The organism is Nesterenkonia aethiopica (genome assembly GCF_039534665.1).
Classification (GTDB): Bacteria; Actinomycetota; Actinomycetes; order Actinomycetales; family Micrococcaceae; genus Nesterenkonia; species Nesterenkonia aethiopica.
In genome coordinates this window covers 142,214-165,914 of the sequence record NZ_BAAAVT010000004.1, presented here as the reverse complement: position 1 = coordinate 165,914, position 23,701 = coordinate 142,214, and the positions used below count along the sequence as shown (strand labels likewise).

Genomic DNA, 23,701 nt, shown 5'->3' with positions numbered 1-23,701 from the left:
TCAGCATCCTCCGGAGGCCTCCGTGGTGACCAGGGCAGATGCACGAGAACTCCGCTTCTACGCCGCGTAGAAACGCGGGAGAGGCGGAGTTCTCGTGAGCTCGGAGACGACGATCGGCACAGCCATCTGTGACGTCCCGCCGTGTCGTGAATATGACGCCGATGTCGGCATCGCCCGCCAGCCTGCTGATCGGTCAGTCGATCCGACGTGGCTCAGGCGCGTCGCGCAGTGGAAGGAGTCGCCGCAGGCGCAGGAGCCCGTTCGGCCGACGCCCGCACCGCGCTGGCGCGCGGCCCGGGTCCCTGCGGCCTCTCTTACACGGAGTCTCCTGCGCAGTCTCAGTGGAAGGAGTCGCCGCAGGCGCAGGAGCCCGTTCGGCCGACGCCCGCACCGCGCTGGCGCGCGGCCCGGGTCCCTGCGGCCTCTCTTACACGGAGTCTCCTGCGCAGTCTCAGTGGAAGGAGTCGCCGCAGGCGCAGGAGCCTCCGGCGTTCGGGTTGTCGATCGTGAAGCCCTGCTTGGAGATGGAGTCCTCGAAGTCGATCGTGGCGCCCTCCAGGTACGGCACGCTCATCTTGTCGACCACGACCTGTACGCCGCCGAACTCACGCAGCGCGTCACCGTCGAGGAGGCGCTCGTCGAAGTACAGCTGGTAGATCAGGCCCGAGCAGCCGCCGGGCTGCACGGCCACACGCAGGCGCAGGTCCTGACGGCCCTCCTGCTCGAGCAGCGAAGCGACCTTCTGGGCGGCCGTCTCGGTCAGCTCGACCTGGTGAGGCTTGTGCCCCTCCACGGTTCCTGCGATCTCCTGGGCCTCCGGAGCGGCCTCCGCGGTGGTGTCCTGGGTGGGAGTGGTCATCCGTGCACCTCTTCCGATCTCGACGGGTGTCGGTCTGGGTCGGTCTCTGGGTCTCACCGTATCAACGCCGGAGGAGTCCGCGATCATTCCCGGTAGACTGGCACGGTGCTAGGACGAAAGAAGAAGCAGCAGGAAGAGGCCGAGGCCGCCCACCGCGACGCCGAACAGGCCGAGCAGGAGGCGCACAAGCGCCTCCCCCAGCCCAAGGGGCAGCCCACGCCCCGGCGGAAGGACCAGGTGGCCGCAAGGAAGCGCCCACTGGTGCCGGACGACCGACGCGCCGCCAAGCAGGCCCAGCGCGAGCACATGCGGCAGCTGCGGGAGAAGCAGCGCGTGGCTATGGAGACCGGCGACGAGCGCTACCTGCCTGTGCGGGACCGGGGCCCCCAGCGCCGATTCGTGCGGGACTGGATCGACGCCCGCACCGGGGTCGGCGAGTGGATGCTGATCGTGGTGCTGCTGTTCCTCTTCGTCTCCCTCGCCGTGCCTGAGCAGATGCGCATCATCATGAGCCAGTTCCTGTGGCTGCTGGTGCTCGTAGTGCTCATCGAGTGCTGGTGGGTGGCCCGCAGCGTGCGCCGGAAGATCGAAGAGCGCTTCGGGGAGAAGGAGAAGGGGATCCGCTTCTACGCCATCATGCGCGCACTGCAGATCCGCCGTCTGCGCCTCCCCAAGCCGCTGGTCAGCCGCGGCGAGTTTCCCGCCTGAGGCATTCCGGCGCCATCGCGGCCAGTCCACGGTTGATGCGCCGGACCCACAGCGGTCCCTGATAGATGAAGGCGCTGTAGCCCTGCACCAGGTCCGCGCCGTGCCGGAGCCGCTGGGCGACGTCCTCGGCGCTGACCACTCCCCCGACGGAGATCACCGTGGTCTCCTCCGGCAGACGCTCACGCAGCCGACGCAGCACCTCGACGGAGCGTGCGGCGAGCACCGGCCCGCTCAGTCCGCCCGCCCCGGCCTTCTCGACCGCCTGGCGCGACGAGCGGAGCCCTTCCCGGGAGATCGTCGTGTTGGTGGCGATGACGCCGTCGAGCCCCAGATCCGCCACGAGGTCGGCGACGGCGTCGACGTCCTCGTCAGCCAGGTCCGGCGCGATCTTCACCAGCAGCGGCACGTGACGCCGGGCTACGGAGTCAGCTTCCCGTCCGACGGCCTCAAGGAGCGGGCGCAGCGCTTCGATGTCCTGCAGCTGGCGCAGACCCGGGGTGTTCGGCGAGGACACATTGACCACCAGATAGTCGGCCACCGGCGCCAGCCGGCGAGCAGACAGCAGGTAGTCCTCCACTGCATCCTCGAGTGGGACGACTTTCGTCTTGCCGATGTTCACCCCCACCAGGGGAGCGTGCCTCCCAGCGGACTTCAGGTTCTCGATCCGATGACGCACCTCGTCGAGTCTCCCCCGGACCACCTCGGCGCCGTCGTTGTTGAAGCCCATGCGATTGATCAGGGCACGGTCCTGCAGGAGCCGGAGCAGCCGGGGCCGAGCGTTCCCTGACTGCGCCTGGGCCGTCACGGTGCCGATCTCCACATGTCCGAAGCCCAGGGCCGCCAGCGGCAGCACCGCCACGGCTCCCTTGTCGAAGCCTGCGGCCAGGCCGAAGGGCGACGGCCAGCGGCGTCCCAGGACGTGGCGCTCCAGCTCGGGCGCTGGCCGAGTGGCCTTCTCCAGCAGGCGGGTGGCCCCCAGCGACTCCGCGAGGCGCAGCCCACGGACCACCAGGTGATGCGCATGTTCGGGGTCCATGCGGGAGAACACCCGGCGGAACAGGAACGAGTACAGCGGATCCGGGGCCTCGGCCGCGGTGGCCGCGCGCCGCGCGGCCCGAGTGGGTTCCGAGGGCGTGGCGGCGGAGGGGGCGGATGCTGCGGGATTCTCAGCGGCGATGTTCTCTCCAGGCATGTTCCTATCCTATGTCGGCCACCGCGCAGGACGGGCCTCCTCAAGCTCGGCGGCGCATGTCAGCGGCGGCTCCCTAAGATGGTGGAATGGCGCACACGCACGACACAGCACCACACGACACAGCACCACACGACACAGCACCACACGACTCAGCACCGCACGACTCTTCGCCCGGCCCCTCCCTCGGCTCCGAGGGCCTGATGGAGGACGCTCCGGCCGGAGACTGGGTTCCCGACATCCTGCCCGGATGTGTCAGGCGCACCCTGCCGCTGGGCGAGGACGAGGAGGGACCGCTCAGCGCCACGCTGGTCCGTTACGACGGAACCCCCAAGCACGACACCGCCCATGACACCGCCCACGACGGCGGTCCGCTCGCGCCGGTGCTGCACCTGCACGGCTGGTCCGACTACTTCTACAACACTCCGCTGGCCCGCAGCTTCGCCGCCGCGGGTCGGCCCTTCTACGCGCTGGACCTCCGCCGCTACGGACGCAGCCTGCGCAGCTGGCAGACTCCGGGGTACATCGATGACCTCACCGAATACGACGCCGACCTCGAATCCGCCCTGGAGGTCATCCGGTCCGAGCATCCTCAGGCCCCGGCACCGCTGATCCACGGCCACTCGACCGGCGGACTCGTCGCCGCGCTGTGGGCGCACCGGCACCCCGGCCGCGCCTCGGGCCTGATCCTCAACAGTCCGTGGCTGGAGCTGCCCGGCGATGCGGCCGCACGGGCCGCCGTCGAAGGTCTGCTCGCGCCGCTGAGCCATCTGAACCCCCGGCGCCCGCTGCGGCTGCCGCGGGTGGACAACTACTGGCAGTCCCTCTCGGACCAGGCCCACGGAGAGTGGAGCCTGCACCCGCTCTGGCGGCCCCGTCGGTCCTTTCCCATGCCGGCCGGATGGCTGCGTGCAGTCCTGGCGGGGCACCGTCAGGTCTACGACGGACTCGACGTCCAGGAGCCGGTGCTGGTGCTGCTGTCGACTCAGACGGTGTACAGCCGCCAATGGAAGGATCAGCTGCGCGAGTCCGACATCGTCCTGGATGTGGAGCTGCTGGCGCGCCGCGCCGTCCGGTTGGGCGGCCGCGTCACCGTGGTGCGACTCGCCCGGGCGATGCACGATGTCTTCGCCTCTCCCGAACCGGTCCGGCTGCAGGCCTTCGACGAGGTGCGCCGGTGGCTGCGGGCCTACGCCCCGGAAGCCGAGTCGGCCGACCCCGCCGATCCTGCCGAGGCGGCCGAGGGGGCCACCCGGTCCACGGCCGCACCGTAGCGGCGATCCCGTTGAGCATAGAGCTCGATGGCATGCCACAGCGTGGTGCGGTCCACATCGGGCCACAGCACATCGAGAAAGACCATCTCGGCATAGGCGGACTGCCACAGCAGGAAGTTCGAGATGCGCTGCTCCCCCGAGCTCCGCAGGAAGAGGTCCACGTCCGGCAGGTCGGGCTCGTCCAGGTGCGCCGCGATGGTGGATTCGCGGATGCGGGCCGGATTCAGCTCCCCTGCGGCGACCTTCTCGGCGATGCGCCGTACACCGTCGGTGATCTCGGCCCGGCCTCCGTAGTTCACGCACATCGTCAGAGTGCACCGGTCATTGCCCCGGGTCTGCTCCTCGGCGGCCTCCAGCTCCTTGATCACCGAGCGCCACAGCCGCGGGCGCCTCCCGTTCCACCGGATTCGCACGCCCCAATCGTGCAGGACGTCCCTCTGGCGACGCAGCGCGTCCCGCGAGTAGGTCATGAGGAAGCGCACCTCCTCTGGCGAGCGGCGCCAGTTCTCCGTGGAGAAGCCATAGACGGAGACATGCTCGACGCCGACCTCCACCGCTCCCGCCATGACCTCCATCAGCGAGGCCTCGCCGGCCCGGTGGCCGTCGGTGCGCGGCAGTCCGCGCTGGTTCGCCCACCGTCCGTTGCCGTCCATGACGACGGCCACGTGACGGGGGATCAGTTCTGTCGGCAGCGTCGGAGGTCGTGCGCCGTCGCGATGGGGCCAGGGGTCCGAGTACGGGCGCCGGGCGGCGCTGCGCTGTGAAGCCATGGACTCCATTATCACCCGAGCGAGCTGAGTCTCCGCTCCAGATGATGCTGGACGTAGCTGGTCACCACGGAGGAGGCCTCATGACGTGCCTCCGGAGCGGCCGCCGATGCGCTCTGCCACGATCCGTGCTGCAGCGCGTGGAGCAGATCCGTGGTCGCCGGAGCCAGAGTCCGCGTCCCGGGCGGACGGCAGTCCGGGCAGACCGGCCCCCCGAGGCCCGCATGGAACCCCGGCTGGGGGCCGGGCCGGCCGCAGGCCACACAGGCGGTCCAGGTCACAGCCCATCCGGCGGTGCTCAGAGCCCTCAGAAGATAGGAGTTCAGCACCAGGTCGGGAGCGTGCACCCCACGGGCCAGGGCAGAGAGCGCCCCGTGCAGCAGCCGGAACTGCGGCCGACTGTCCTCGGGATCAGACTCGGTCAGCCGTTCGGCCGCCTCCGCCATGACGTGCGCGCGGGTGTACTTCTCATAGTCGGCGACGATCATCGCCCCATACGCGCCCTTCGACACGGCCTGCGTGACGATGTCCAGGCTGCGCCCATGGACGAGCTGCACATCGGCCACCATGAACGGCTCCAGGGTGGCGCCGAACTTCGACGACGTCCGGCGCACACCCTTGGCCACGCCGCGCACCAGACCGTGCTCGGCGGTGAGCATCGTGATGATGCGGTCCGCCTCCCCCAGGTTGCGGGTGCGCAGGATCAGGGCGTTGTCGCGATAGCTGCGCGAGGCGAAGGTCGATCCGGCCACGGATCGAGTCTACGACTCCGTGTCGCGGATCGCTCGGTTCACCGCCGAGACCACCGCCTGCAGGGAGGCCGCCGTGGTGTTGTGGTCGATGCCCACGCCCCACAGGACGCGATCCCCGATGGCGCATTCCACGAAAGCCGCCGCCTGGGCGTCGCCTCCCTGACTCATCGCGTGCTCGGTGTAGTCGAGCACCCGGACGTCGACGCCGTCGCGGCCCAGGATCTCCACCAGCGCCGCGACAGGGCCGTTGGCTTCGGCGTGATGCTCGACCACCGACCCGTTGGTCTGGAGCTGCAGGTCCATGGAGAAGGCGCCCTCCGCCGTCGAGGAGGTGCGGACCTCCCCGATGCGGTAGTGGCCCCAACGGCGGGCCGCGCTGTCCACCGGCAGATACTCGTCCCGGAAGACCTGCCAGATCTCCTCCCCGGAGACCTCGCCGCCGTCGGCATCTGCACGGTGCTGGATGACCTGGGAGAACTCGACCTGGGCACGGCGCGGCAGATCGATCCCGTGCTCCGACTTCAGCAGGTAGGCCACCCCACCCTTGCCGGACTGCGAGTTCACCCGGATGACCGCCTCATAGCTGCGGCCGATGTCCTTCGGGTCGATGGGCAGGTACGGCACAGCCCAGGTGACGTCGGCGACGTCCTGTCCCTGCTCCTCGGCCCTCCGTTCGATGTGTTCGAAGCCCTTCTTGATGGCGTCCTGGTGAGAGCCGGAGAAGGCGGTGAACACCAGATCGCCGCCGTACGGGGAGCGTTCCGGCACCGGCATCTGGTTGCAGTGCTCGACGGTGCGGCGGATGTGGTCCATGTCCCGGAAGTCGATCTGAGGGTCCACACCCTGGCTGAAGAGATTCATGCCCAGCGTGATCAGGTCCACGTTGCCGGTGCGCTCGCCGTTGCCGAACAGGCATCCCTCGATGCGGTCCGCCCCGGCCATGTAGCCCAGCTCGGCGGCGGCCACGCCGGTGCCCCGGTCGTTGTGCGGGTGCAGGGAGAGGATGATCGAGTCGCGGTTGCGCAGATTGCGGTGCATCCACTCGATGGAGTCCGCGTACACATTGGGTGTGGCCATCTCCACCGTGGCCGGCAGGTTCACGATGACCTTCTTCTCCGGGGAGGCGCCGAAGACGTCGACGACCTCGTCCGAGATGTGCGCGGCGAACTCCAGCTCGGTGCCCGTGAAGGACTCCGGCGAGTACTGGTAGACGACCTCGGTGCCCGAACGCATCTGCTCTTCGTACTTGAGGCAGAGGCGGGCACCCTGGGTAGCGATGTCCACGATGCCGTCCTTGTCCTGGCGGAAGACGACCTCGCGCTGGAGCACCGAGGTGGAGTTGTAGAGGTGGACGATGGCTCGTGGGGCGCCGTCGATCGCCTCGAAGGTCCGCTCGATGAGGTGCTCCCGGGCCTGGGTGAGGACCTGGATGTAGACGTCGTCGGGGATGCGGTCCTGCTCGACGAGCTGCCGCACGAAGTCGAAGTCCGTCTGCGAGGCCGCCGGGAAGCCGACCTCGATCTCCTTGTAGCCCATCGCGACCAGCAGGTCGAACATCCGGTGCTTCCGCTCCGGAGACATGGGATCGATCAGCGCCTGGTTGCCATCACGGAGATCGACGGCGCACCACCGCGGAGCGGAGGTGATGACCTTGTCCGGCCAGGTCCGATCCGGCAGGGAGACGGTGATCTGGTCCTGGAAGGGCACGTACCGGTGATACGGCATCGGCGAGGTCTGCTGCAGAGTGCGCATGGTTCATCCTTGGGTCGAGAGAGTGCGGTCGAGAAGCCGAGGCGCCGGTCAGCAGGACCGGGGTATGAGACTCCGCAACGGGGTTCGGCTCGTCAGGATGCTGCGCCGTGGATGATGTGCTGCACGCGCGACAGCTGGTCCCCGCTGCGGCGGAGAAGCTGTAGTAGTCGCGGTGCGGTCGTGAAGGTCAGCACGTCTCTCACGCTAGCACGTCATCTGCGCGCTGCCCATGACCTGACGCCGGACGTTCCAGAGTGTGGACCGGCCGGACACCTGGTGCCCCGGGCCTTCAGAATCCCAGACGGCCCAGCTTCTTGGCGTCCCGCTGCCAGTCCTTGCTGACCTTGACGTGGAGATCCAGATAGACGGGCGTCCCGAGCAGCTTCTTGATGCCCTCGCGGGCCTGTGTGCCGATCTGTTTCAGCCGCGCGCCCCGGCGGCCGATGATGATCGCCTTCTGCGAGTCACGCTCCACGTGGATGCTGACCCGGACGTCGAGCAGCGGGCGGTCCTCCGGGCGTCCCTCGCGGGGGACCATCTCCTCCACGACGACGGCGATCGAATGCGGCAGCTCGTCGCGGACGTCCTCGAGAGCGGCCTCCCGGACGAGCTCCGCGACCATGACCGCCTCGGGCTCGTCCGTGAGGTCCCCCTGCGGGTACAGGGGCGGGGAGAGCGGCATCATGGCCGCCAGCTCATCGGCGACGACGTCGACCTGGTCCCCCGCGACCGCCGAGACGGGGATGATGGCGGAGAAGCCGTCGGCCTGGCGACCCTCGCCGGCGAGGTGCTCACGGCCCAGCTGGTCCACGGCCATCAGCTGCTCGGCCAGGGCATCCCGCGGCACGGTGTCGGTCTTGGTCACCAGGGCGACCACCGGCTTATGCGGGACCTTGGTCAGCTGCCCGGCGATGAACCGGTCCCCCGGGCCGATCTTCTGGTCCGCCGGCAGGCAGAAGCCGACCACGTCGACCTCGGAGAGCGTGTCGATGACCAGATCGTTGAGCCGCTGGCCCAGCAGCGTCCGGGGCCGGTGCAGACCCGGGGTGTCCACCAGGACCAGCTGGGCATCCTCCCGATGGACGATCCCGCGGATGGTGTGGCGCGTGGTCTGGGGCTTCGAGGAGGTGATCGCCACTTTCGAGCCGACCAACGCGTTGGTCAGCGTCGACTTCCCGGCGTTGGGGCGCCCCACGAAGCTGGCGAATCCCGCGCGGTGGTTCTCATCATGCTCTGCGAAGGTGATCTCTGCGTCGGTGCTCACCGCTGCTCCTGCCGGTCGGTCCTGTGGTCCTGGTCGTGTGGATCGTGCCGGTCCTGCGCGTCCTGCTCTCCGGCGTCGTGCTGGTCGGCGTCGTGCTGAGCGGCCGATCCTGTGGCAGTGGTCGGTCCGGGGGTGGGTGCCTCCGCGCCGGCCTCCCGACGGTCCTGGGCCTCATGGGCGAAGACCTCGGGGGCGTCCTCGGTGCCGAGCCCGGCCCGGGCCCCGCGGCGACCTTCGACCTCCCAGGCGAGCACATGGCTCACCCGGTTGCGTCGACCCTCGAGACGGTCGGCCCGCAGCACGACCCCGTCGATCTCGACCTCGGAGCCTGCGATCGGCACTCGTCCGAGAGTCTTGGCGAGCAGCCCGCCGAGCGTGTCGACTTCGTCCTCGTCGTCGAGGTCGAGGTCGAAGAGGTCGGCGAAGTCGTCCACCGCCATGCGGGCCGCGAGGCGACGGCGTCCGTCCTCGAGCTCCTCCACCTCGGCGGACTCGACGTCGTATTCGTCGACGATCTCCCCCACGATCTCCTCGATCAGGTCCTCCAAGGTCACGAGACCGGCGGTGCCGCCGTACTCATCGACCACGACGGCCACATGCGTGGACTCCCGCTGGAGCTCGGAGAGGAACTCGGAGACCATCTTGGACTCGGGCACGTACCGCACGTCACGCTGGACCTCGTCCACCGTGATCGTGTCCGCGGTCCGGCCGCGGAACTCATCGGAGACCTCGCCGGCGCGCAGCTGGTGCTCCAGGAATGCCACGTCCTTGAGGTACACCATCCCCGTGATGTCGTCGGCGGATCCGCGCACCACCGGCACACGCGAGTATCCGGACCTCAGGAACAACGTCATCACCTCCGGCAGCGTGGCCACGGTGTCCACGGTGACCATGTCCGTGCGCGGCACCATGACCGCCCGGACCCGAGTCGCGGAGAGGTCGAAGACGGACTGGATGAGCTCTGCCTCGGCGTCCTCGAGGATGTCCGTCTCGGAGGCACGGGCCACGAACTCGCGGAACTCCTCGTCATCGAAGAACCCCTGGTATGCGTCATCCGTGCCGGGTGCGATGCGGGCGCCGACGCGGGCCAGCACGACCGGGACGGGGCCGAGCGCCAGCCGCAGCCCCCGTACCAGTCGGGCGGTGGCGGCAGAGACCACCAGGTGATGTGCCCGCCCGAGTCGGCGTGGAGAGAGCGTGGCCAGCACGACGCCGCCGGCCAGCAGCACCAGCGCGGCGACGAGGGCTGCCAGGGCGACGTCATCGAGGAGGAACAGCACCGCCACCGTGACCAGCACGACCGCCGCGCTGGCGAAGATCCACCGCCACAGCTGCAGCGCCACGGTGTGCGGCACCGGCTCCAGCAGGATCTTCTGGACGGCTCGCGAGCCCTGCCTCTCTGCGATGTCCTCTGCCTCGCGCCGGGAGAGACGCATGAAGGCGGCCTCGGCGGTGGAGAGCACCGCGGCGACGGCGGCGCACAGCAGACCCGCCAGGGCGAGCAGGACGCTGCTCATGGTCCGTCGACGGTCGGGGTCGGGGCCCGTCGCCCGAGGAACTCTTCCAGGAGCCGTGCCTGGAGCGCGAACATCACCTGACGTTCGTCCTGCTCGACATGGTCGTGTCCGAGCAGGTGCAGGACCCCGTGGACCGTGAGCAGGGCGAGCTCGTCACCGGTCCCGTGTCCCGCCTCCTCCGCCTGCCGGCGCGCCACCTCCGGGCAGATCACGATGTCACCGAGCATGCCCTCGGCCACGGGCTCCTCGGCGGTGCCCGGGCGCAGCTCGTCCATGGGCAGGCTCATCACGTCGGTGGGACCGGGCAGGTCCATCCAGTCAAGGTGCAGCTGCGCCATCCGGGCCTCGTCGACGAGGGTCACGGTCAGCTCGACCTCCCGAGAGAGATGCAGCCGGGCATAGAGCATCCCGGTGAGGCGCCCGAGCATCTCCTGCACGTCCTCCGCCAGCGCGGAGGAGCCGGACTCATCGCTGATCGCCACACCCGCCGGCCGCGTGCAGGCAGATTCCGAGGACGGCATCAGCGCTCGTCCTCGGCCATGGCGGTCCTCTCGCTGCGGGGCCGCCGTCGGTCCTGCGGGCTCCGACGAGCGCCCTGGGGCCCACCGCCTGTCCCCGTGGAACGTCGGCTGTCCTGCCGCTGCTGGAAGGACTCATAGGCGTCGACGATCCGGCCCACGAGCTGATGCCGGACGACGTCCTGGGAGCCCAGGCGCGAGATCGTGATGCCCTCGACGCCGTCGAGGATGTCCAGCACGGTCCGCAGGCCCGAGTCGGTGCCATGAGGCAGGTCCACCTGGGTGATGTCTCCGGTGACCACGATCTTGGAGTTGAAGCCCAACCGGGTCAGGAACATCTTCATCTGTTCGGCGGTGGTGTTCTGGGCCTCGTCGAGGATGATGAAGGAGTCGTTGAGCGTCCGGCCACGCATGTAGGCCAGCGGAGCCACCTCGATGATCCCGGACTCCATGAGCCGCGGGATCGACTCCGGGTCGATCATGTCGTGCAGCGCGTCGTAGAGAGGGCGCAGATAGGGGTCGATCTTCTCGTTGAGGCTGCCCGGCAGGAACCCGAGCCTCTCCCCCGCCTCGACGGCGGGCCGCGTGAGGATGATGCGGTTGATCTCCTTGGCCTGCAGGGCCTGTACGGCCTTGGCCATGGCCAAGTAGGTCTTGCCGGTGCCGGCGGGTCCGATCCCGAAGACCACGGTGGCCTCGTCGATCTGATCCACATAGGTCTGCTGGTTCGCCGTCTTGGGCCGGATGGTCTTGCCCCGGTGGGACAGGATATTGGTGGTGATCATCCGGGCGGAGGCTCCGGCCTGGTTCGCCCGCACCATGGTCGCGACCTGCTCGACGATCTCCTCGCCCACCGTGGTGCCGGAGGCCGCCAGGCTCTTGAGCTGCGAGAGGATCTCCACGATCTGCCGGACGTCCTGCTCGGGGCCCGCGACCGTGATCAGCTGGTCCCGCAGGCCGATGGACGCCGCCGGGCAGATGCCCTGGAGGATGCGGATCGCCAGATCCTGCGGGCCGAGGGCACGGAACATCGTGTCGGAGTCGGCGAAGTGCACCGTGCGTTCGATGCTGCCCACCGGAGAGGCCGCGGCGCCGGCGGCCACACCGGAGGTGGAGTCGGCGGGGGTGAAGGGAGTATCAGTCATCGGTGCTCAGTCTACTGGTGATGTCGTCGGGAGCTTCCTCGCGCTCCCACCTGCCCAGCAGCACCTGGACGCCGGCCAGGGCGGCCGGCCCTGCGGTCGACGAACGCAGCACAGTGCGCCCCAGGCGCGCCACCCGAGCACCTGCGGCGACCAGCCGCTCGATCTCGCCCCGCGAGATCCCTCCCTCCGGGCCCACCAGCAGATGCAGCTCCTCGACGCTGGACGCATCGACGTCCTGCAGCGCGCCGGCCAGAGTGTGCTCGTCTGACTCATGGAGCACCACGACGGCCCGCCGCGGATCCGCGGCAGCTGCCGCCGCATACTGCGCGGTGGTGTGCAGCTGCTCCACCTCGGGGACGGCGGTGCGGCGCGTCTGCTTGGCCGCGGCCCGGACCGTCGAGACCCACTCCGCGTGCTTCTTCGCCTCCCGACCCGCCTTCCAGCGGGCCACGGAGCGCTCGGCCTGCCACGGCACGATCCGGTCCACGCCGAGCTCCGTGGCGGACTCGATCGCCTGCAGATCCCGGCGGTCCTTCGCCAGCGCCTGGACCAGCACAAGACGGGGACGCTCGTCGGGCTCCTCCTCGACGGCGGAGACCTCCACCGTCAGCACACCGGCCCCCGTCTCGACCACCGATCCGGTGACCCGCAGCCGGCGCGTGTCGGAGAGGTGGACCTCCTCCCCGACCTCGAGGCGCATCACCGTGGCCGCGTGGTGGCCCTCCGCGCCGTCGAGCCGGACGTGGTCGCCGCAGGAGACGCCGTCGAGCCGTCCCGGCGCCAGGTGGAACAGCGGAGCTGTCACAGGCTGTCCCAGGCCTCGCGGAGTTTGGCGAACATCCCCCGGTGCTCCGTGGTGGACTCCCCCAGCTCCTCGTCACGCTCGGCGGCCAGCTCACGGAGCAGCTCGCGCTGGCGATCGGTCAGCTTGGTGGGGGTCTCGACCTTCAGATGCACCTTCAGCGCACCGCGGCCGCCGCCGCGCAGGTGCGCGACACCGCGGTCCCGCAGCGTCAGCACCTCGCCCGACTGCGTGCCCGGCTTGACCTCGATCTCCTCGGTCCCGTCGAAGGTCTCCAGACTGACCGTGGTGCCGAGGGCGGCGGCCGTCATGGGGATGGACACGGTGGCGTGCAGGTCGTTCCCGCGTCGGGTGAAGACGTCGTGGGGCCGGACGTCCACCTCGATGAACAGGTCGCCGTGCGGCCCGCCGGCCAGTCCGGCCTCCCCTTCCCCGGCGAGGTGGATGCGGTTGCCCTTGTCCACGCCGGCGGGGATCTTGACCTTCAGCGTGCGGCGTTCGCGCACCCTGCCCTGTCCGTCGCACTCCTGACACGGGTCCTCGATGATGCTGCCGAAGCCGGAGCACCGGGCGCAGGCTTCGGTCTGCAGGACGGTGCCCAGGATGGAGCGCATGGGCCGCTGGACCTGGCCCTGACCGTGGCAGTCGGGGCAGGTCGTCGGGCTGGTCCCCTCCCGCGTGCACGAGCCATGGCAGACAGAGCACGTGACCGCCGTCTCGATCTCCACCTCCTTGGTGGTGCCGAACACGGCGTCCTTGAGATCGACCCGCACGCGGATGAGGGAGTCTTGGCCGCGCCGGGTGCGGGAGGCCGGACCCGAGGCTCCGGCGCCGAAGAACGTCTCGAAGATGTCGCTGAAGCCGCCGAAGCCCTGGCTCCCTCCCCCGAATCCGCCGCCGAAGGGCGACCGGCCGTTCTCGTCACCGGTGGCGTCATAGTTGCGGCGCTTCTCCGGGTCGGAGAGCACCTCATAGGCGCGTCCGATGAGCTTGAACTGATCGGCGGCGTCCTCCGAGGGGTTCACATCCGGATGCAGCCTGCGCGCCTTCTTCCGGTACGCCTTCTTGATCTCGTCGGTCGACGCCTCTCGGCTCACGCCGAGCGCCTCGTAGTAGTCAGTCACTTCTCACCCTTCAGAGAGAATCCGGGACAGGTACCGTGCCATGGCTCGCACCGCCGACATGGTGGAGCCGTAGTCCATGCGTGTGGGCCCGACGACGCCGAGCTTCGCGGCGTCGCCGCCGTCGCCGACCGCGTACTCCGCAGCGACCACCGAGGTCTCGGACAGCGAGTCATGGCTCGTCTCATGACCGATCCGCACGGAGAGGCCACGGCGGTCCTGCTCCATCTCGGTGAGCAGGCGCAGCAGGACCACCTGCTCCTCGAGGGCCTCCAGGACGGGACCGAGCGAGGGGCCCAGGTCGCGGTCAGACCTGGCGAGGTTAGCAGTGCCGGCCATGATGATGCGATCCACCCGTCCGGACTCCAGCACCGCCTCCACCGTGTGGGCGACGATCGCGAGGCTGGAGCGCAGCGACGGCTCGACCGAGCCGAGCAGGCGGTCCACCGGCAGCGGCAGCGCCGAGGCGGACCGGTTGTGGAGCTCCCCGGCGAGCCGCTGACCGAGCACCTGCAGCGAATCGTCGTCCACAGGCTCCGGCAGTGTGGCCATCCGCTGCTCCACCTTCCCGGAGGAGAGGATCACGACCACCAGCACCTTGAGCGGCCCCATGGACAGGACCTCGATGTGCCGGATGCGCGCCGTGGACTGCTGGGGGTGCTGCAGGACGGCGACCTGGTTTGTGAGCATGGCCAGCAGACGCACGGTCTGCTCCAGCATGGCGTCATGGTCGTCTGCGGCCTCCACCAGGATGTCCATCGCGCGACGCTCGGCCCGCGACAGCGGACGGACCTCGGTGATGCGGTCCACGAAGAGCCGATACCCCTGGTCGGTGGGGATCCGGCCCGCGGAGGTATGTGGGGCCGCGATGAGGCCTTCGGCCTCCAGGAAGGCCATGTCATTGCGGATGGTGGCCGGAGAGACCTCGAGGTTGTGGCGATCCACCAGCGCCTTGGACCCGACAGGCTCCTGGGTCTGGACGTAGTCCTCCACGATCGCACGCAGCACCTGCAGGCGACGGGTGTCAGACATCGCTGGTCTCCTCTCCCGGCGGCGATTGGCACTCTCCTGCGACAAGTGCCAATTCTAGCGCGTGTCGTCGGGATCCGCCGAAGTCGGCGCCGCCGCTGCTAGGCTCCCGGGCTGTGACATCTCCTCACTTCCCCACCGACTGGTCCGCCTGGGGCCCCGCGGACATGGCCGAACGGCGTCGCGCCCAGTACCGTGAGGTCCCGCCGCTCCCCGCCGACCACGGCACCGTGGTGGAGGAGACCGAGTCGGGGTGGGTCGGTGCCGTGGTGGGTGTGGAGGCGGCCGGCGGCATCCGCGTGGTCCGCCTGGAGGACCGCCACGGCCGCAGCCGGGCCTTCCCACTGGGGCACGGGTTCCTGCACGACGGCGCCCCGGTGGAGCTGGTCCCGCCGAAGCCTCGCACCGCCCCGCAGGGCCCCCGCCGCACCGCATCGGGCTCGCTGGCTGTGGAGGGCGCCCGGGCACGAGTCGCCCGGGCCTCCCGGATCTGGGTGGAGGGCACCCATGACGCCGAACTGGTCGAGAAGGTCTGGGGCGAGGACCTGCGGCTCGAGGGAGTCGTCGTCGAACCTCTGCACGGCGCGGACGACCTCGTCGGGGCCCTGCGGGAGTTCGGACCGAGCCGGGACCGTCGAGTGGGTGTGCTGCTGGACCACCTCGTCCCGGGCTCCAAGGAGAGCCGCATTGCGGCCGAGGCCATGTCCATGCCGGGGGCGGCCGGAAACGTGACAGTACTGGGCCACCCCTATGTGGATGTCTGGCAGGCGGTGAAGCCCCAGCTCGTGGGACTTCAGGCCTGGCCCGACATCCCTCGGCACATCGACATCAAGGTGGGCACCCTCCAGGCACTCGGCTGGCCGCATTCCGGGCAGCGGGACATCGCCGCCGGCTGGAAGCGGATCCTGGGGACGGTCTCCAGCTACACCGACCTGGAACCGGCCCTCCTGGGACGGGTCGAGGAGCTCATCGACTTCGTCACCGGCTGACGCCTGCGCCCGGCGGCTCCGCGGGGGTGTCGCCGGCAGCCCACGTCCAGGAGGGGGCGGTAGAATCTGCCTCATCCGTGCAGGCCTCCCGGGTCCGCACGACCGCCATCCCACGAGCATCAGAGAGGGGCGCCGTGCCACAGTCCGAGCCGCCACATCCGCAGCAGCCGAACTCGGGCGACCGTCACCGGCCTGCGGACCGACGCCGCCAGCACTCCGGGGACTCCGAGCGCGTCGAGGGCTCCGCCGACGCGGCGCTGCCGCTGACCCCTTCGGAGGACCGTCGCTGGGCGACGCTGTCCCACTTCGGCGGGCTCATGGGCTGCGTGCCGTCGCTGATCATCTACCTCGTGTTCCGGGATCGAGGTCCGTTCACCGCACAGGAGTCCAAGGAAGCCCTGAACTTCACCCTGCCGCTGACCGTGGTGATGCTCGTCTGCTACGTGCTGGCGCTGATCCCCGCCATCGGGTGGATCTTCGGACTGGCCGCCGTCTTCCTGTGGGTGGTGATGACGATCTCAGGTCTCGTGGCGGGCATCGAGTGCAACAAGGGTCGCCCCTATCGGTACCGGATGAACCTGCGCCTCATCCACTGAGGCGACGGGTCACCGCATCGGCCAGCAGGCGGCCCTGCAGCGTGAGCACCACCCGTCCGCGCGGGCTCCGCTCGTCCGGGTTCAACGGTCCCTCCTGCGCCAGCCCCTCGTGGACCAGGGCCCGCAGGACTCCGTCGTCGAGGCGTCGAGCCCCAGGCAGCGCCTCATGCTCGGCCACGTCGAGGCCCTCGGCGATCCGCAGGCGCAGCATCAGGTGCTCCAGCGCCTGTGCGTCGTCGTCGAGAAGCTCCCTGCCGTGGCCCGGGGTGATGCCCTGGTGGAGCCGCTGGGCGTAGGCGGCGGGGTGCTTGACGTTCCACCAGCGCAGTCCGCCCAGGTGGGAGTGGGCGCCCGGCCCCGCACCCCACCAGTCGGAGTCCCGCCAGTAGTTCAGGTTGTGCTGCGACCGGGTCGACTCATCCCGCGAGAAGTTCGAGACCTCGTACCACTGGTGTCCGGCCGCGCTCAGCAGCTCGTCGGTGAGCAGGTACTTGTCCGCATGGTCATCCGGATCCACATCGGGCAGCTCGCCGCGGCGGACCTTCGCCGCCATCGCGGTACCCTCCTCCACGATCAGCGAGTACGCCGAGACATGGTCCGGATCCATCGCGACCGCAGTCTCCAGGCTGGTGCGCCAGTCCTCCAAGGTCTCTCCCGGCGTGCCATAGATCAGGTCCAGGCTGACCTGAAGGCCCTGGCTCCGGACGGCGTCGACCGCACGGGTGACATTGGCAGGATCATGGGTGCGGTCCAGTGTGCGCAGCACCTTCGGCACCGCCGACTGCATGCCCAGACTCACCCGGGTGAATCCGGCCTCGGCCAATGTGGCGGCGGTGGCTTCGTCCACGGTGTCGGGGTTCGCCTCCGTGGTGACCTCCGCCCCCGGGGCCACCCCGAGCAGGGACCGGGCGCGCTCCAGGATGCGGGCCAGGGACTCGGCCGGGAGCAGCGTGGGGGTGCCGCCGCCGAAGAAGATCGTGCGCAAGGGGCGCTCGGGCGCCCCGGAGCGTGCCAGCAGATCCGCGGCGAACTCCAACTCCCGGATCAGCGTCTCCGGGTAGGACTCCCGGGACGCACCCGGACCGAGGTCCTCAGCCGTGTAGGTGTTGAAGTCGCAATAGCCGCAGCGCACCGAGCAGAAGGGGATGTGCACGTACAGCCCCAGCGGCGCTGAGGCGCGCCCGCCCAGCCCGGCGAGCACCCGCGCGGGCAGCGCGCCGTCGGCCGGGACCGGATCGCCCACCGGAAGCGTGGCAGGCACTGCCTACTTCTTGCCCTTCTCGCCGCCACCCTCGTCGGAGGACAGAGCAGCGATGAAGGCCTCCTGAGGCACCTCCACGGTGCCCACCATCTTCATGCGCTTCTTGCCCTCCTTCTGCTTCTCCAGCAGCTTGCGCTTGCGGCTGATGTCTCCGCCGTAGCACTTCGACAGCACGTCCTTGCGGATGGCGCGGATGTTCTCACGCGCGATGATGCGCGAGCCGATGGCCGCCTGGATCGGAACCTCGAACTGCTGGCGCGGGATGAGCTCCTTCAGACGGGAGGCCATCCTCACTCCGTAGGCATAGGCATGGTCGCGGTGGGTGATCGCGGAGAAGGCGTCCACCTTGTCCCCCTGCAGCAGGATGTCGACCTTCACCAGGTCGGCCGCCTGATCTCCCTCACCCTGCCAGTTCAGCGAGGCGTAGCCCTTGGTGCGGGACTTCAGCTGATCGAAGAAGTCGAAGACGATCTCCGCCAGGGGAAGCCTGTACCGCAGCTCCACGCGTTCCTCGGAGAGGTAGTCCATGCCCTCCATGGTGCCGCGACGAGCCTGGCAGAGCTCCATGACAGCTCCGACGAACTCACTGGGGACGATCACCGTCGCGGCGACCACCGGCTCACGGATCTCCGAGACCTTGCCGTCGGGGAACTCGCTGGGGTTGGTCACCACGTGGACCTCGCCGTCCTCCGCCGTGACGTCATAGATGACGTTCGGCGCGGTGGAGATCAGGTCGAGGTTGTACTCGCTCTCCAGACGTTGGCGGGTGATCTCCAGATGCAGCAGGCCGAGGAACCCGACGCGGAACCCGAACCCGAGAGCCGCCGAGGTCTCCGGCTCGAAGCTGAGGGCGGCGTCGTTGAGCTGCAGCTTCTCCAGCGCCTCGCGCAGCACCGGGAAGTCCGAGCCGTCGATGGGGAACAGCCCCGAGAACACCATCGGGCGGGGCTCGTCATAGCCACCGATGATCGCGTCGGCAGGCTTCGCCTGCGAGGTGACGGTGTCACCGACCTTGGACTGACGCACGTCCTTGACGCCGGTGATCAGATAGCCGACCTCTCCGACGCCGAGCCCCTTGGTCGGCTCCGGCTCCGGGGAGGAGACGCCGATCTCGAGCAGCTCATGAGTGGCTCCGGTCGACATCATCTTGATGCGCTCGCGATGCCCAAGACTGCCGTCGACGACGCGGACGAAGGTCACCACACCGCGGTAGGTGTCGTAGACCGAGTCGAAGATCATCGCGCGTGCCGGTGCCTGCGCGTCGCCCTCCGGGGCGGGGATCTCCTCGACGATGCGGTCCAGGAGCTCCTCCACACCTTCACCGGTCTTGCCCGAGACGCGCAGCACATCGGCCGGGTCGCCGCCGATCAGGTGGGCGATCTCCTCGGCGTACTTCTCGGGCTGGGCGGCCGGCAGGTCGATCTTGTTCAGCACCGGGATGATCGTCAGGTCATGCTCCATGGCCAGGTACAGGTTCGCCAGCGTCTGGGCCTCGATGCCCTGGGCGGCGTCCACCAGCAGCAGCGCCCCTTCGCAGGCGGCCAGCGAGCGGGAGACCTCATAGGAGAAGTCCACGTGGCCGGGCGTGTCGATCATGTGGAAGGCGTAGGTCTCGCCGTCGTGCTCCCAGGGCATGCGCACCGCCTGGGACTTGATGGTGATGCCCCGTTCACGCTCGATGTCCATGCGGTCCAGGTACTGGGCCTTCATCTCGCGGGGCTGGACGACTCCCGTCAGCTGCAACATGCGGTCCGCGAGTGTGGACTTGCCGTGGTCGATGTGCGCGATGATGCAGAAGTTCCGGATCACGCCAGGATCGGTCGCGGCGGGCACCAGAGGAGTGCGGGCCTTCGGAGACACGTGCGAGTGGTCCTTCCCTCGGGGACGGGATGTCGGGCTGACGCTCCATTCTTCCATGAAACGGGCGCAGCACCGTGCGGAGGACGGACTCCGTGCCCGGAAGACGTGACCCGGACGCCGCGGGCCCCGCCGCACCATGTGCGACGGGGCCCGCGGCACCCGACTCCGCGGCTGCGGAGACGAGCGTGATCCGGGATGGATCAGAGCGCGTTGACCTTGGCGGCCAGACCGGACTTGCGGTTGGCGGCCTGGTTCTTGTGGATGACGCCCTTGGAGACGGCCTTGTCCAGCTTGCGCGCGGCCTCGCGGTGCGCCGCCAGCGCGGCGTCCTTGTCCTCGGCCGCGACAGCCTTGCGGACCTTCTTCACCGCGGTCTTCAGCTCGGACTTGACGGCCTGGTTGCGCAGGCGAGCCTTCTCGTTGGTGAGGATGCGCTTCTTCTGAGACTTGATGTTTGCCACGTGTTGTCTTTCTGTCTGGGTTCACTGTGTGGTGAGGGCTGCATCCCTGCTTGGGCGGCAGAAGACAGACTGAGTGGCGTGGGGTTGCCATGGCGAATGCGCGACGTCATCAGGCAGAGGGGCCTGACGCCGCGCAGAGAGCTCTCTGCCGCAGGGAGTGCCGACCGCGAGGGCCGTAGACACTGCCTATAGATCGTAGCAGAGAACCCAGGGCTCGTCTCACCTGGGGAGGTGCCGACGCTGGACTCACCGCCCGACGGACCCGGCGATGATCCCGATGGCGCGCTCCACGGCGTACTCGGGCGTCCGGGAAGCTCCCTTGGCCTCCGCGTCGGCGCGTGCCACCGCCTCCACGGCGGCCGCCGCCCGGTGGGACTGCCAGCGTCGGGCCGTCTCGGCGGCCTGACGCAGCTGCCAGGGAGGCACGCCGAGGTCCGAGGCCAACCGGTCGGCACTGCCCCGATGGTCCACCAGGGCGGCGATCTGGCGCCCCTTGCGGGCCAGCGCGGCAGTCACGGCGATCGGCGAGACTCCGGTGGCCATCGCGTGGCGGTACAGCCGGGTGGCGGCGTCACGCCGCCCGTCGAATGCCGCGTCGGCGACCTTGAAGGCCGTCGCCTCCACCCGGCCGCCGTGGTACCGGTCAACGTCCTCCTCCGTGATCGCTCCCGGCACGTCCCGGATCAGCTGCTGGCAGGCTCCGCCGAGGTCCGACAGGGAGGATCCGGCGGCTGCCACGAGTGCTCGGGCGGCGTCGGGCTGGATCTCCCGACCCGCGGCACGGAACTCGCGCCGGAGGAAGTCCATCTTGTCCGTGTCGGACTTCGCCGCCGCGCAGTCGACGACGACGGCTCGCCCGGACATCGCATCCAGGAGCTTCTTGCCTCGGTTGCCGCCCGAATGACGCATCACCACGGTGACTTCGGCGTCAGGGGCCTCCCCGAGATAGGAGAGGGCGTCCTCCAGGAAGGCGTCGTTCATCTGCGCGAGATCCTCCGCCAGGATCAGGCGCGCCTCGCCGAAGAGCGACGGTGAGGCCACGGTGGCCAGCTCGCCGCGGGCTGCCGCACTGACGTCGAGCCGGGTGTACTCCAGGTCAGGGTGAGCACTGCGCAGCGTGGCTTTGATACGGTCCATCGCGCGGGACGCCAGATAGTCCTCGGGTCCACGCAGGAGCATCAGCGGCGCAGGTTCGACGAGACGGAAGTCCTCACCGGCGCGTGGTGACGCACCCTTGCGCCCGGCGGAGCCTCCGCCCTGGGTGCGCTGCCCCGCCCCCCGTCGCCCTGCTCCTCGCTGTCCTGCCCCGCGCTGTGCCGCTGCCATGTCTCCATCCTAGGCGGTGTCCAGGACTCGGACGAGGTGACCGTGCTCGCGACGCGGCGGCCGCCCCACGGAGGGTCGACAGCGGCCGGGCCCCGTCGATGTCTCGACGGGGCCCGGCCGCTGTCTGCGTACCTGCGGGCTGCGGATCAGGCAGGCCTGGCGAGCTCTCCGGTGAAGTGTCGGCGCCCCTTGCGCGGATCCCATCCGGTGAAGGTCTCCACAATCTGACCTGCGGAGGCATCGACGCCTCGGCGCTCGGCGTGGAAGGCGACGGTGCCGGGCAGGCGCATCGGCGCCTCGAAGGTGATGCGCCACCGGTGCCCCGCGTCGTCGGGCTCACGCCCCTCCAGCATCCGGCCGGCGGCGTACATGCCATGCACGATCGCCCGGGGCATGCCAAGCATGCGGGCGCTGACGGAGCTGATGTGGATCGGGTTCCAGTCTCCGGAGACGGCGGCATAGCGGCGGCCCATGTCGGCGCCGAGACGCCATTGTCCGGTCTTGGCGGGCGGAATGAACTCCTCACGCTCCGACGACTCCGGCTGCCTCTCAGGCTCACCGTCGCCCGGGCGACCGGCCAGGTGCGCGCCCCGGCTCAGGTAGGTCGACACCCCCCGCCACAGCACCTCCGACTCCGCGGGGCGCCCGACGTCGGCGGCGTCCGCGAGCACCTCCACGACGGCGTCGAACTGTGTGCCGCGGCGGTGCGGGCGCAGACCTTCGGTCCAGGCCTTGATCTGCACCGGCTCGTCCACCGTCACCCGACGACGATGCTCCACCGCATTGCTCAGGTGGACCATGCCCATCAGCGGCAGCGGAAACGCCTCCTCGGCGAGCAGACCCATCTGGACAGGGAAGGCCAGGATGTGCGCCAGCACCGAGGGCAGGCCCCGACGGTGCACGCCGTCGAAGGGCTCCCCGCCGAAGAGCAGGCGGTACTGCTCCAGCTGCTGGGCCGAGGCACCGGGATGCCGCGCGACCACGGCGTGCCCCGGCAGCTCGTCCGCGGCCCCCGAGGATCGTGGGGCCACGGCCGAACGGGCGGACTCCCAGCCGGCGCGGACGTAGATGTCCTTCAGCGCGGGCAGCTCGATCCGACGGACGTCGACAGGACCTGTGCTCTGCTCCTCGATCCGATCAGTCATACCGGCTCAGGCCCCCACCAGGTTCTGACCACAGACACGCAGCGTCAGTCCGCTGGTGCCGCCGGCCGCAGGGGACGCCAGGTACGCGATGGTCTCCGCGACGTCGTCGGGACGGCCTCCCTGGTTCAGGGAGTTCAGGCGTCGGGCCACCTCACGCGTGGCGAACGGGATCTTCGCCGTCATCTCCGTCTCGATGAACCCGGGCGCCACGGCGTTGATGGTCCCGTGACGAGCCTCCAGCTGAGCCGAGCTCGCCGCCACCATGCCCATCACCCCAGCCTTCGAGGCCGCGTAGTTGGTCTGCCCCCGGTTGCCCGCGATGCCCGAGGTCGAAGCCAGGGAGACGATGCGCGGCCCGGACGTGCCCTCCGGCCGGTTGAACAGGTCATCGGCCAGCAGCGCGCGGTTCATCCGCAGCTGGGCCTCGATGTTGACCGCGATGACCGAGTCCCACCGCGCCGGGTCCATGTTGGCCAGCAGCTTGTCGCGGGTGATGCCGGCATTGTGCACCACGATGTCCAGCCGGCCATAGTGCTGCCGCGCGTGGGCCAGGATGCGTTCCCCGGCGTCGTCGGCCGTGATGTCCAGCTGCAGGGCCGTGCCGGAGACACGGTTCGCCGTGGCGGCGAGCTGCTCGCCCGCCGCGGGGACGTCCACGACGATGAGCTGGGCACCGTCGCGATGCAGCACCTCCGCGATGGAGGCGCCGATCCCTCGGGCCGCGCCCGTGACCACCGCGACCTGACCCTCCAGGGGGCGATCCCAGTCCCCAGGGAGCACACCGTTGACGGAGTCCACGGTGAGGAACTGCCCAGAGACGAAGGCCGACCGCCCGGAGAGCAGGAAGCGCAGCCCTCCTGCCACGGAGGGTGCGCCGGCGTCGAGGTCCTCAGCGAGGACCAGTCCGTTGGCCGTCGCGCCGGCCCGCATCTCATGGGCCAACGACCGGGTGAGGCCCTCCACGCCCTTGCGTGCGGCCCGCAGCGCCGGGTCCGAGGCGGCATCAGGGCTGCGGAAGACCGTGACGACCCGCCCGGACGGTGCGACCTGCTTCAGCATCCGACCGAGGCCGAGTGCGGTCTCGCTCAGGTCCGCCGGAGTGGAGATCGCGTCGAAGCAGGCGATCACGGCCGAGACCCGCTCGCGGGGCTCCACATGCCGGCGGACGTCCAGGTCCCACGTCAGCAGCAGTGAGGCGATCTCATCCGAGACCGTCCCTGTGCCCACGACGACGACGGGCCCCGGCACCACGGGCGCGCCGGGTCGATGCCGTCGCAGCCTGGCCGGCTGCGGCAGGCCCAGGGCGGAGGTCAGCCGGCGCCCCAGCGGCGTATTGGCGAACTCGGTGTAGGTATCGCGTGCCATG

22 protein-coding genes are annotated in these 23,701 nt (G+C 69.7%); 4 read left to right on the top strand and 18 right to left on the bottom strand.

Annotation, left to right across the window (positions count from 1 at the left end; all coding sequences use genetic code 11):
* Positions 1 to 451: 451 nt before the first annotated feature.
* On the bottom strand, positions 452 to 859 hold the full coding sequence (locus tag ABD658_RS04135) for a HesB/IscA family protein (protein ID WP_070158576.1): 408 nt from the start codon (positions 857 to 859) through the stop codon (positions 452 to 454).
* A gap of 105 nt (positions 860 to 964) precedes the next feature.
* Here ABD658_RS04135 and ABD658_RS04130 point away from each other — a divergent pair, with 105 nt between their 5' ends.
* Positions 965 to 1,567, top strand: a complete 603-nt coding sequence (locus ABD658_RS04130) for a DUF3043 domain-containing protein (protein WP_070158577.1) — start codon at positions 965 to 967, stop codon at positions 1,565 to 1,567.
* On the opposite strand, the gene ABD658_RS04125 is transcribed toward ABD658_RS04130, so the two are convergent.
* Positions 1,542 to 2,759: a quinone-dependent dihydroorotate dehydrogenase gene (locus ABD658_RS04125; RefSeq protein WP_344685561.1), complete on the bottom strand. Its 1,218-nt coding sequence runs from the start codon at positions 2,757 to 2,759 to the stop codon at positions 1,542 to 1,544. The genes ABD658_RS04130 and ABD658_RS04125 overlap by 26 nt on opposite strands.
* Positions 2,760 to 2,959: 200 nt before the next feature.
* Here ABD658_RS04125 and ABD658_RS04120 point away from each other — a divergent pair, with 200 nt between their 5' ends.
* Positions 2,960 to 4,030, top strand: a complete 1,071-nt coding sequence (locus ABD658_RS04120) for an alpha/beta hydrolase (RefSeq protein ID WP_344685559.1) — start codon at positions 2,960 to 2,962, stop codon at positions 4,028 to 4,030.
* On the opposite strand, the gene ABD658_RS04115 is transcribed toward ABD658_RS04120, so the two are convergent.
* The 10 genes from ABD658_RS04115 to hrcA all read right to left on the bottom strand — a co-directional run bounded on the left by ABD658_RS04115 (position 3,946) and on the right by hrcA (position 14,700).
* The gene (locus ABD658_RS04115; protein ID WP_344743916.1) at positions 3,946 to 4,809 is read right to left on the bottom strand and encodes an isoprenyl transferase; all 864 of its coding nucleotides are present in this window, start codon (positions 4,807 to 4,809) and stop codon (positions 3,946 to 3,948) included. The two genes, ABD658_RS04120 and ABD658_RS04115, sit on opposite strands and share 85 nt — an antisense overlap.
* Before the next feature lie 2 nt (positions 4,810 to 4,811).
* On the bottom strand, positions 4,812 to 5,549 hold the full coding sequence (gene recO, locus ABD658_RS04110) for a DNA repair protein RecO (RefSeq protein WP_344685555.1): 738 nt from the start codon (positions 5,547 to 5,549) through the stop codon (positions 4,812 to 4,814).
* 9 nt (positions 5,550 to 5,558) lie between these two features.
* Positions 5,559 to 7,301, bottom strand: coding sequence for a 2-isopropylmalate synthase (gene leuA / locus ABD658_RS04105; protein ID WP_311024189.1), 1,743 nt, complete (start codon positions 7,299 to 7,301; stop codon positions 5,559 to 5,561).
* A gap of 289 nt (positions 7,302 to 7,590) precedes the next feature.
* Positions 7,591 to 8,565: a GTPase Era gene (era, locus tag ABD658_RS04100; protein ID WP_070158582.1), complete on the bottom strand. Its 975-nt coding sequence runs from the start codon at positions 8,563 to 8,565 to the stop codon at positions 7,591 to 7,593.
* Positions 8,562 to 10,082 carry a hemolysin family protein gene (locus ABD658_RS04095; RefSeq protein ID WP_344685551.1) on the bottom strand — a complete coding sequence of 507 codons (1,521 nt, stop codon included), beginning with the start codon at positions 10,080 to 10,082 and terminating at the stop codon, positions 8,562 to 8,564. The genes era and ABD658_RS04095 overlap by 4 nt, the downstream gene beginning before the upstream one ends.
* Positions 10,079 to 10,603 (bottom strand): rRNA maturation RNase YbeY, encoded by a 525-nt coding sequence (gene ybeY / locus ABD658_RS04090; protein WP_344685549.1) that lies wholly within the window; start codon positions 10,601 to 10,603, stop codon positions 10,079 to 10,081. Before ybeY ends, ABD658_RS04095 begins: the two co-directional genes overlap by 4 nt.
* Positions 10,603 to 11,745, bottom strand: coding sequence for a PhoH family protein (locus tag ABD658_RS04085; RefSeq protein ID WP_311024185.1), 1,143 nt, complete (start codon positions 11,743 to 11,745; stop codon positions 10,603 to 10,605). The genes ybeY and ABD658_RS04085 overlap by 1 nt, the downstream gene beginning before the upstream one ends.
* Complete coding sequence (locus tag ABD658_RS04080; RefSeq protein ID WP_070158584.1) at positions 11,738 to 12,550, bottom strand: 16S rRNA (uracil(1498)-N(3))-methyltransferase; 813 nt, start codon at positions 12,548 to 12,550, stop codon at positions 11,738 to 11,740. Before ABD658_RS04080 ends, ABD658_RS04085 begins: the two co-directional genes overlap by 8 nt.
* A complete protein-coding gene (gene dnaJ, locus ABD658_RS04075) occupies positions 12,547 to 13,671 on the bottom strand; it encodes a molecular chaperone DnaJ (protein ID WP_070158585.1) in 1,125 nt (374 codons plus the stop codon). Before dnaJ ends, ABD658_RS04080 begins: the two co-directional genes overlap by 4 nt.
* Positions 13,672 to 13,674: 3 nt before the next feature.
* On the bottom strand, positions 13,675 to 14,700 hold the full coding sequence (hrcA, locus tag ABD658_RS04070) for a heat-inducible transcriptional repressor HrcA (RefSeq protein WP_070158586.1): 1,026 nt from the start codon (positions 14,698 to 14,700) through the stop codon (positions 13,675 to 13,677).
* A gap of 164 nt (positions 14,701 to 14,864) precedes the next feature.
* Between hrcA and ABD658_RS04065 the strand changes: the two genes are divergently transcribed.
* Together ABD658_RS04065 and ABD658_RS04060 are read left to right on the top strand one after the other, a co-directional pair.
* Positions 14,865 to 15,686 carry a DUF3097 family protein gene (locus ABD658_RS04065; protein ID WP_070158587.1) on the top strand — a complete coding sequence of 274 codons (822 nt, stop codon included), beginning with the start codon at positions 14,865 to 14,867 and terminating at the stop codon, positions 15,684 to 15,686.
* 134 nt (positions 15,687 to 15,820) lie between these two features.
* Complete coding sequence (locus tag ABD658_RS04060) at positions 15,821 to 16,282, top strand: DUF4870 domain-containing protein (protein WP_344685541.1); 462 nt, start codon at positions 15,821 to 15,823, stop codon at positions 16,280 to 16,282.
* On the opposite strand, the gene hemW is transcribed toward ABD658_RS04060, so the two are convergent.
* The 6 genes from hemW to ABD658_RS04030 form a co-directional block, all read right to left on the bottom strand.
* Positions 16,272 to 17,543, bottom strand: coding sequence for a radical SAM family heme chaperone HemW (gene hemW / locus ABD658_RS04055; protein ID WP_344685539.1), 1,272 nt, complete (start codon positions 17,541 to 17,543; stop codon positions 16,272 to 16,274). The two genes, ABD658_RS04060 and hemW, sit on opposite strands and share 11 nt — an antisense overlap.
* 3 nt (positions 17,544 to 17,546) lie before the next feature.
* Positions 17,547 to 19,403: a translation elongation factor 4 gene (gene lepA / locus ABD658_RS04050; RefSeq protein WP_070158589.1), complete on the bottom strand. Its 1,857-nt coding sequence runs from the start codon at positions 19,401 to 19,403 to the stop codon at positions 17,547 to 17,549.
* A 200-nt stretch (positions 19,404 to 19,603) separates the two neighbouring features.
* Positions 19,604 to 19,864: a 30S ribosomal protein S20 gene (gene rpsT, locus ABD658_RS04045; protein ID WP_070158590.1), complete on the bottom strand. Its 261-nt coding sequence runs from the start codon at positions 19,862 to 19,864 to the stop codon at positions 19,604 to 19,606.
* Positions 19,865 to 20,110: 246 nt separating this feature from the next.
* Positions 20,111 to 21,190 carry a DNA polymerase III subunit delta gene (gene holA / locus ABD658_RS04040; RefSeq protein ID WP_139827546.1) on the bottom strand — a complete coding sequence of 360 codons (1,080 nt, stop codon included), beginning with the start codon at positions 21,188 to 21,190 and terminating at the stop codon, positions 20,111 to 20,113.
* Between the two features lie 146 nt (positions 21,191 to 21,336).
* Positions 21,337 to 22,335 carry a MaoC family dehydratase gene (locus ABD658_RS04035; protein ID WP_344685535.1) on the bottom strand — a complete coding sequence of 333 codons (999 nt, stop codon included), beginning with the start codon at positions 22,333 to 22,335 and terminating at the stop codon, positions 21,337 to 21,339.
* A 6-nt stretch (positions 22,336 to 22,341) separates the two neighbouring features.
* On the bottom strand, positions 22,342 to 23,700 hold the full coding sequence (locus tag ABD658_RS04030; RefSeq protein WP_085437055.1) for a 3-oxoacyl-ACP reductase: 1,359 nt from the start codon (positions 23,698 to 23,700) through the stop codon (positions 22,342 to 22,344).
* Between the last annotated feature and the right edge of the window lies 1 nt (position 23,701).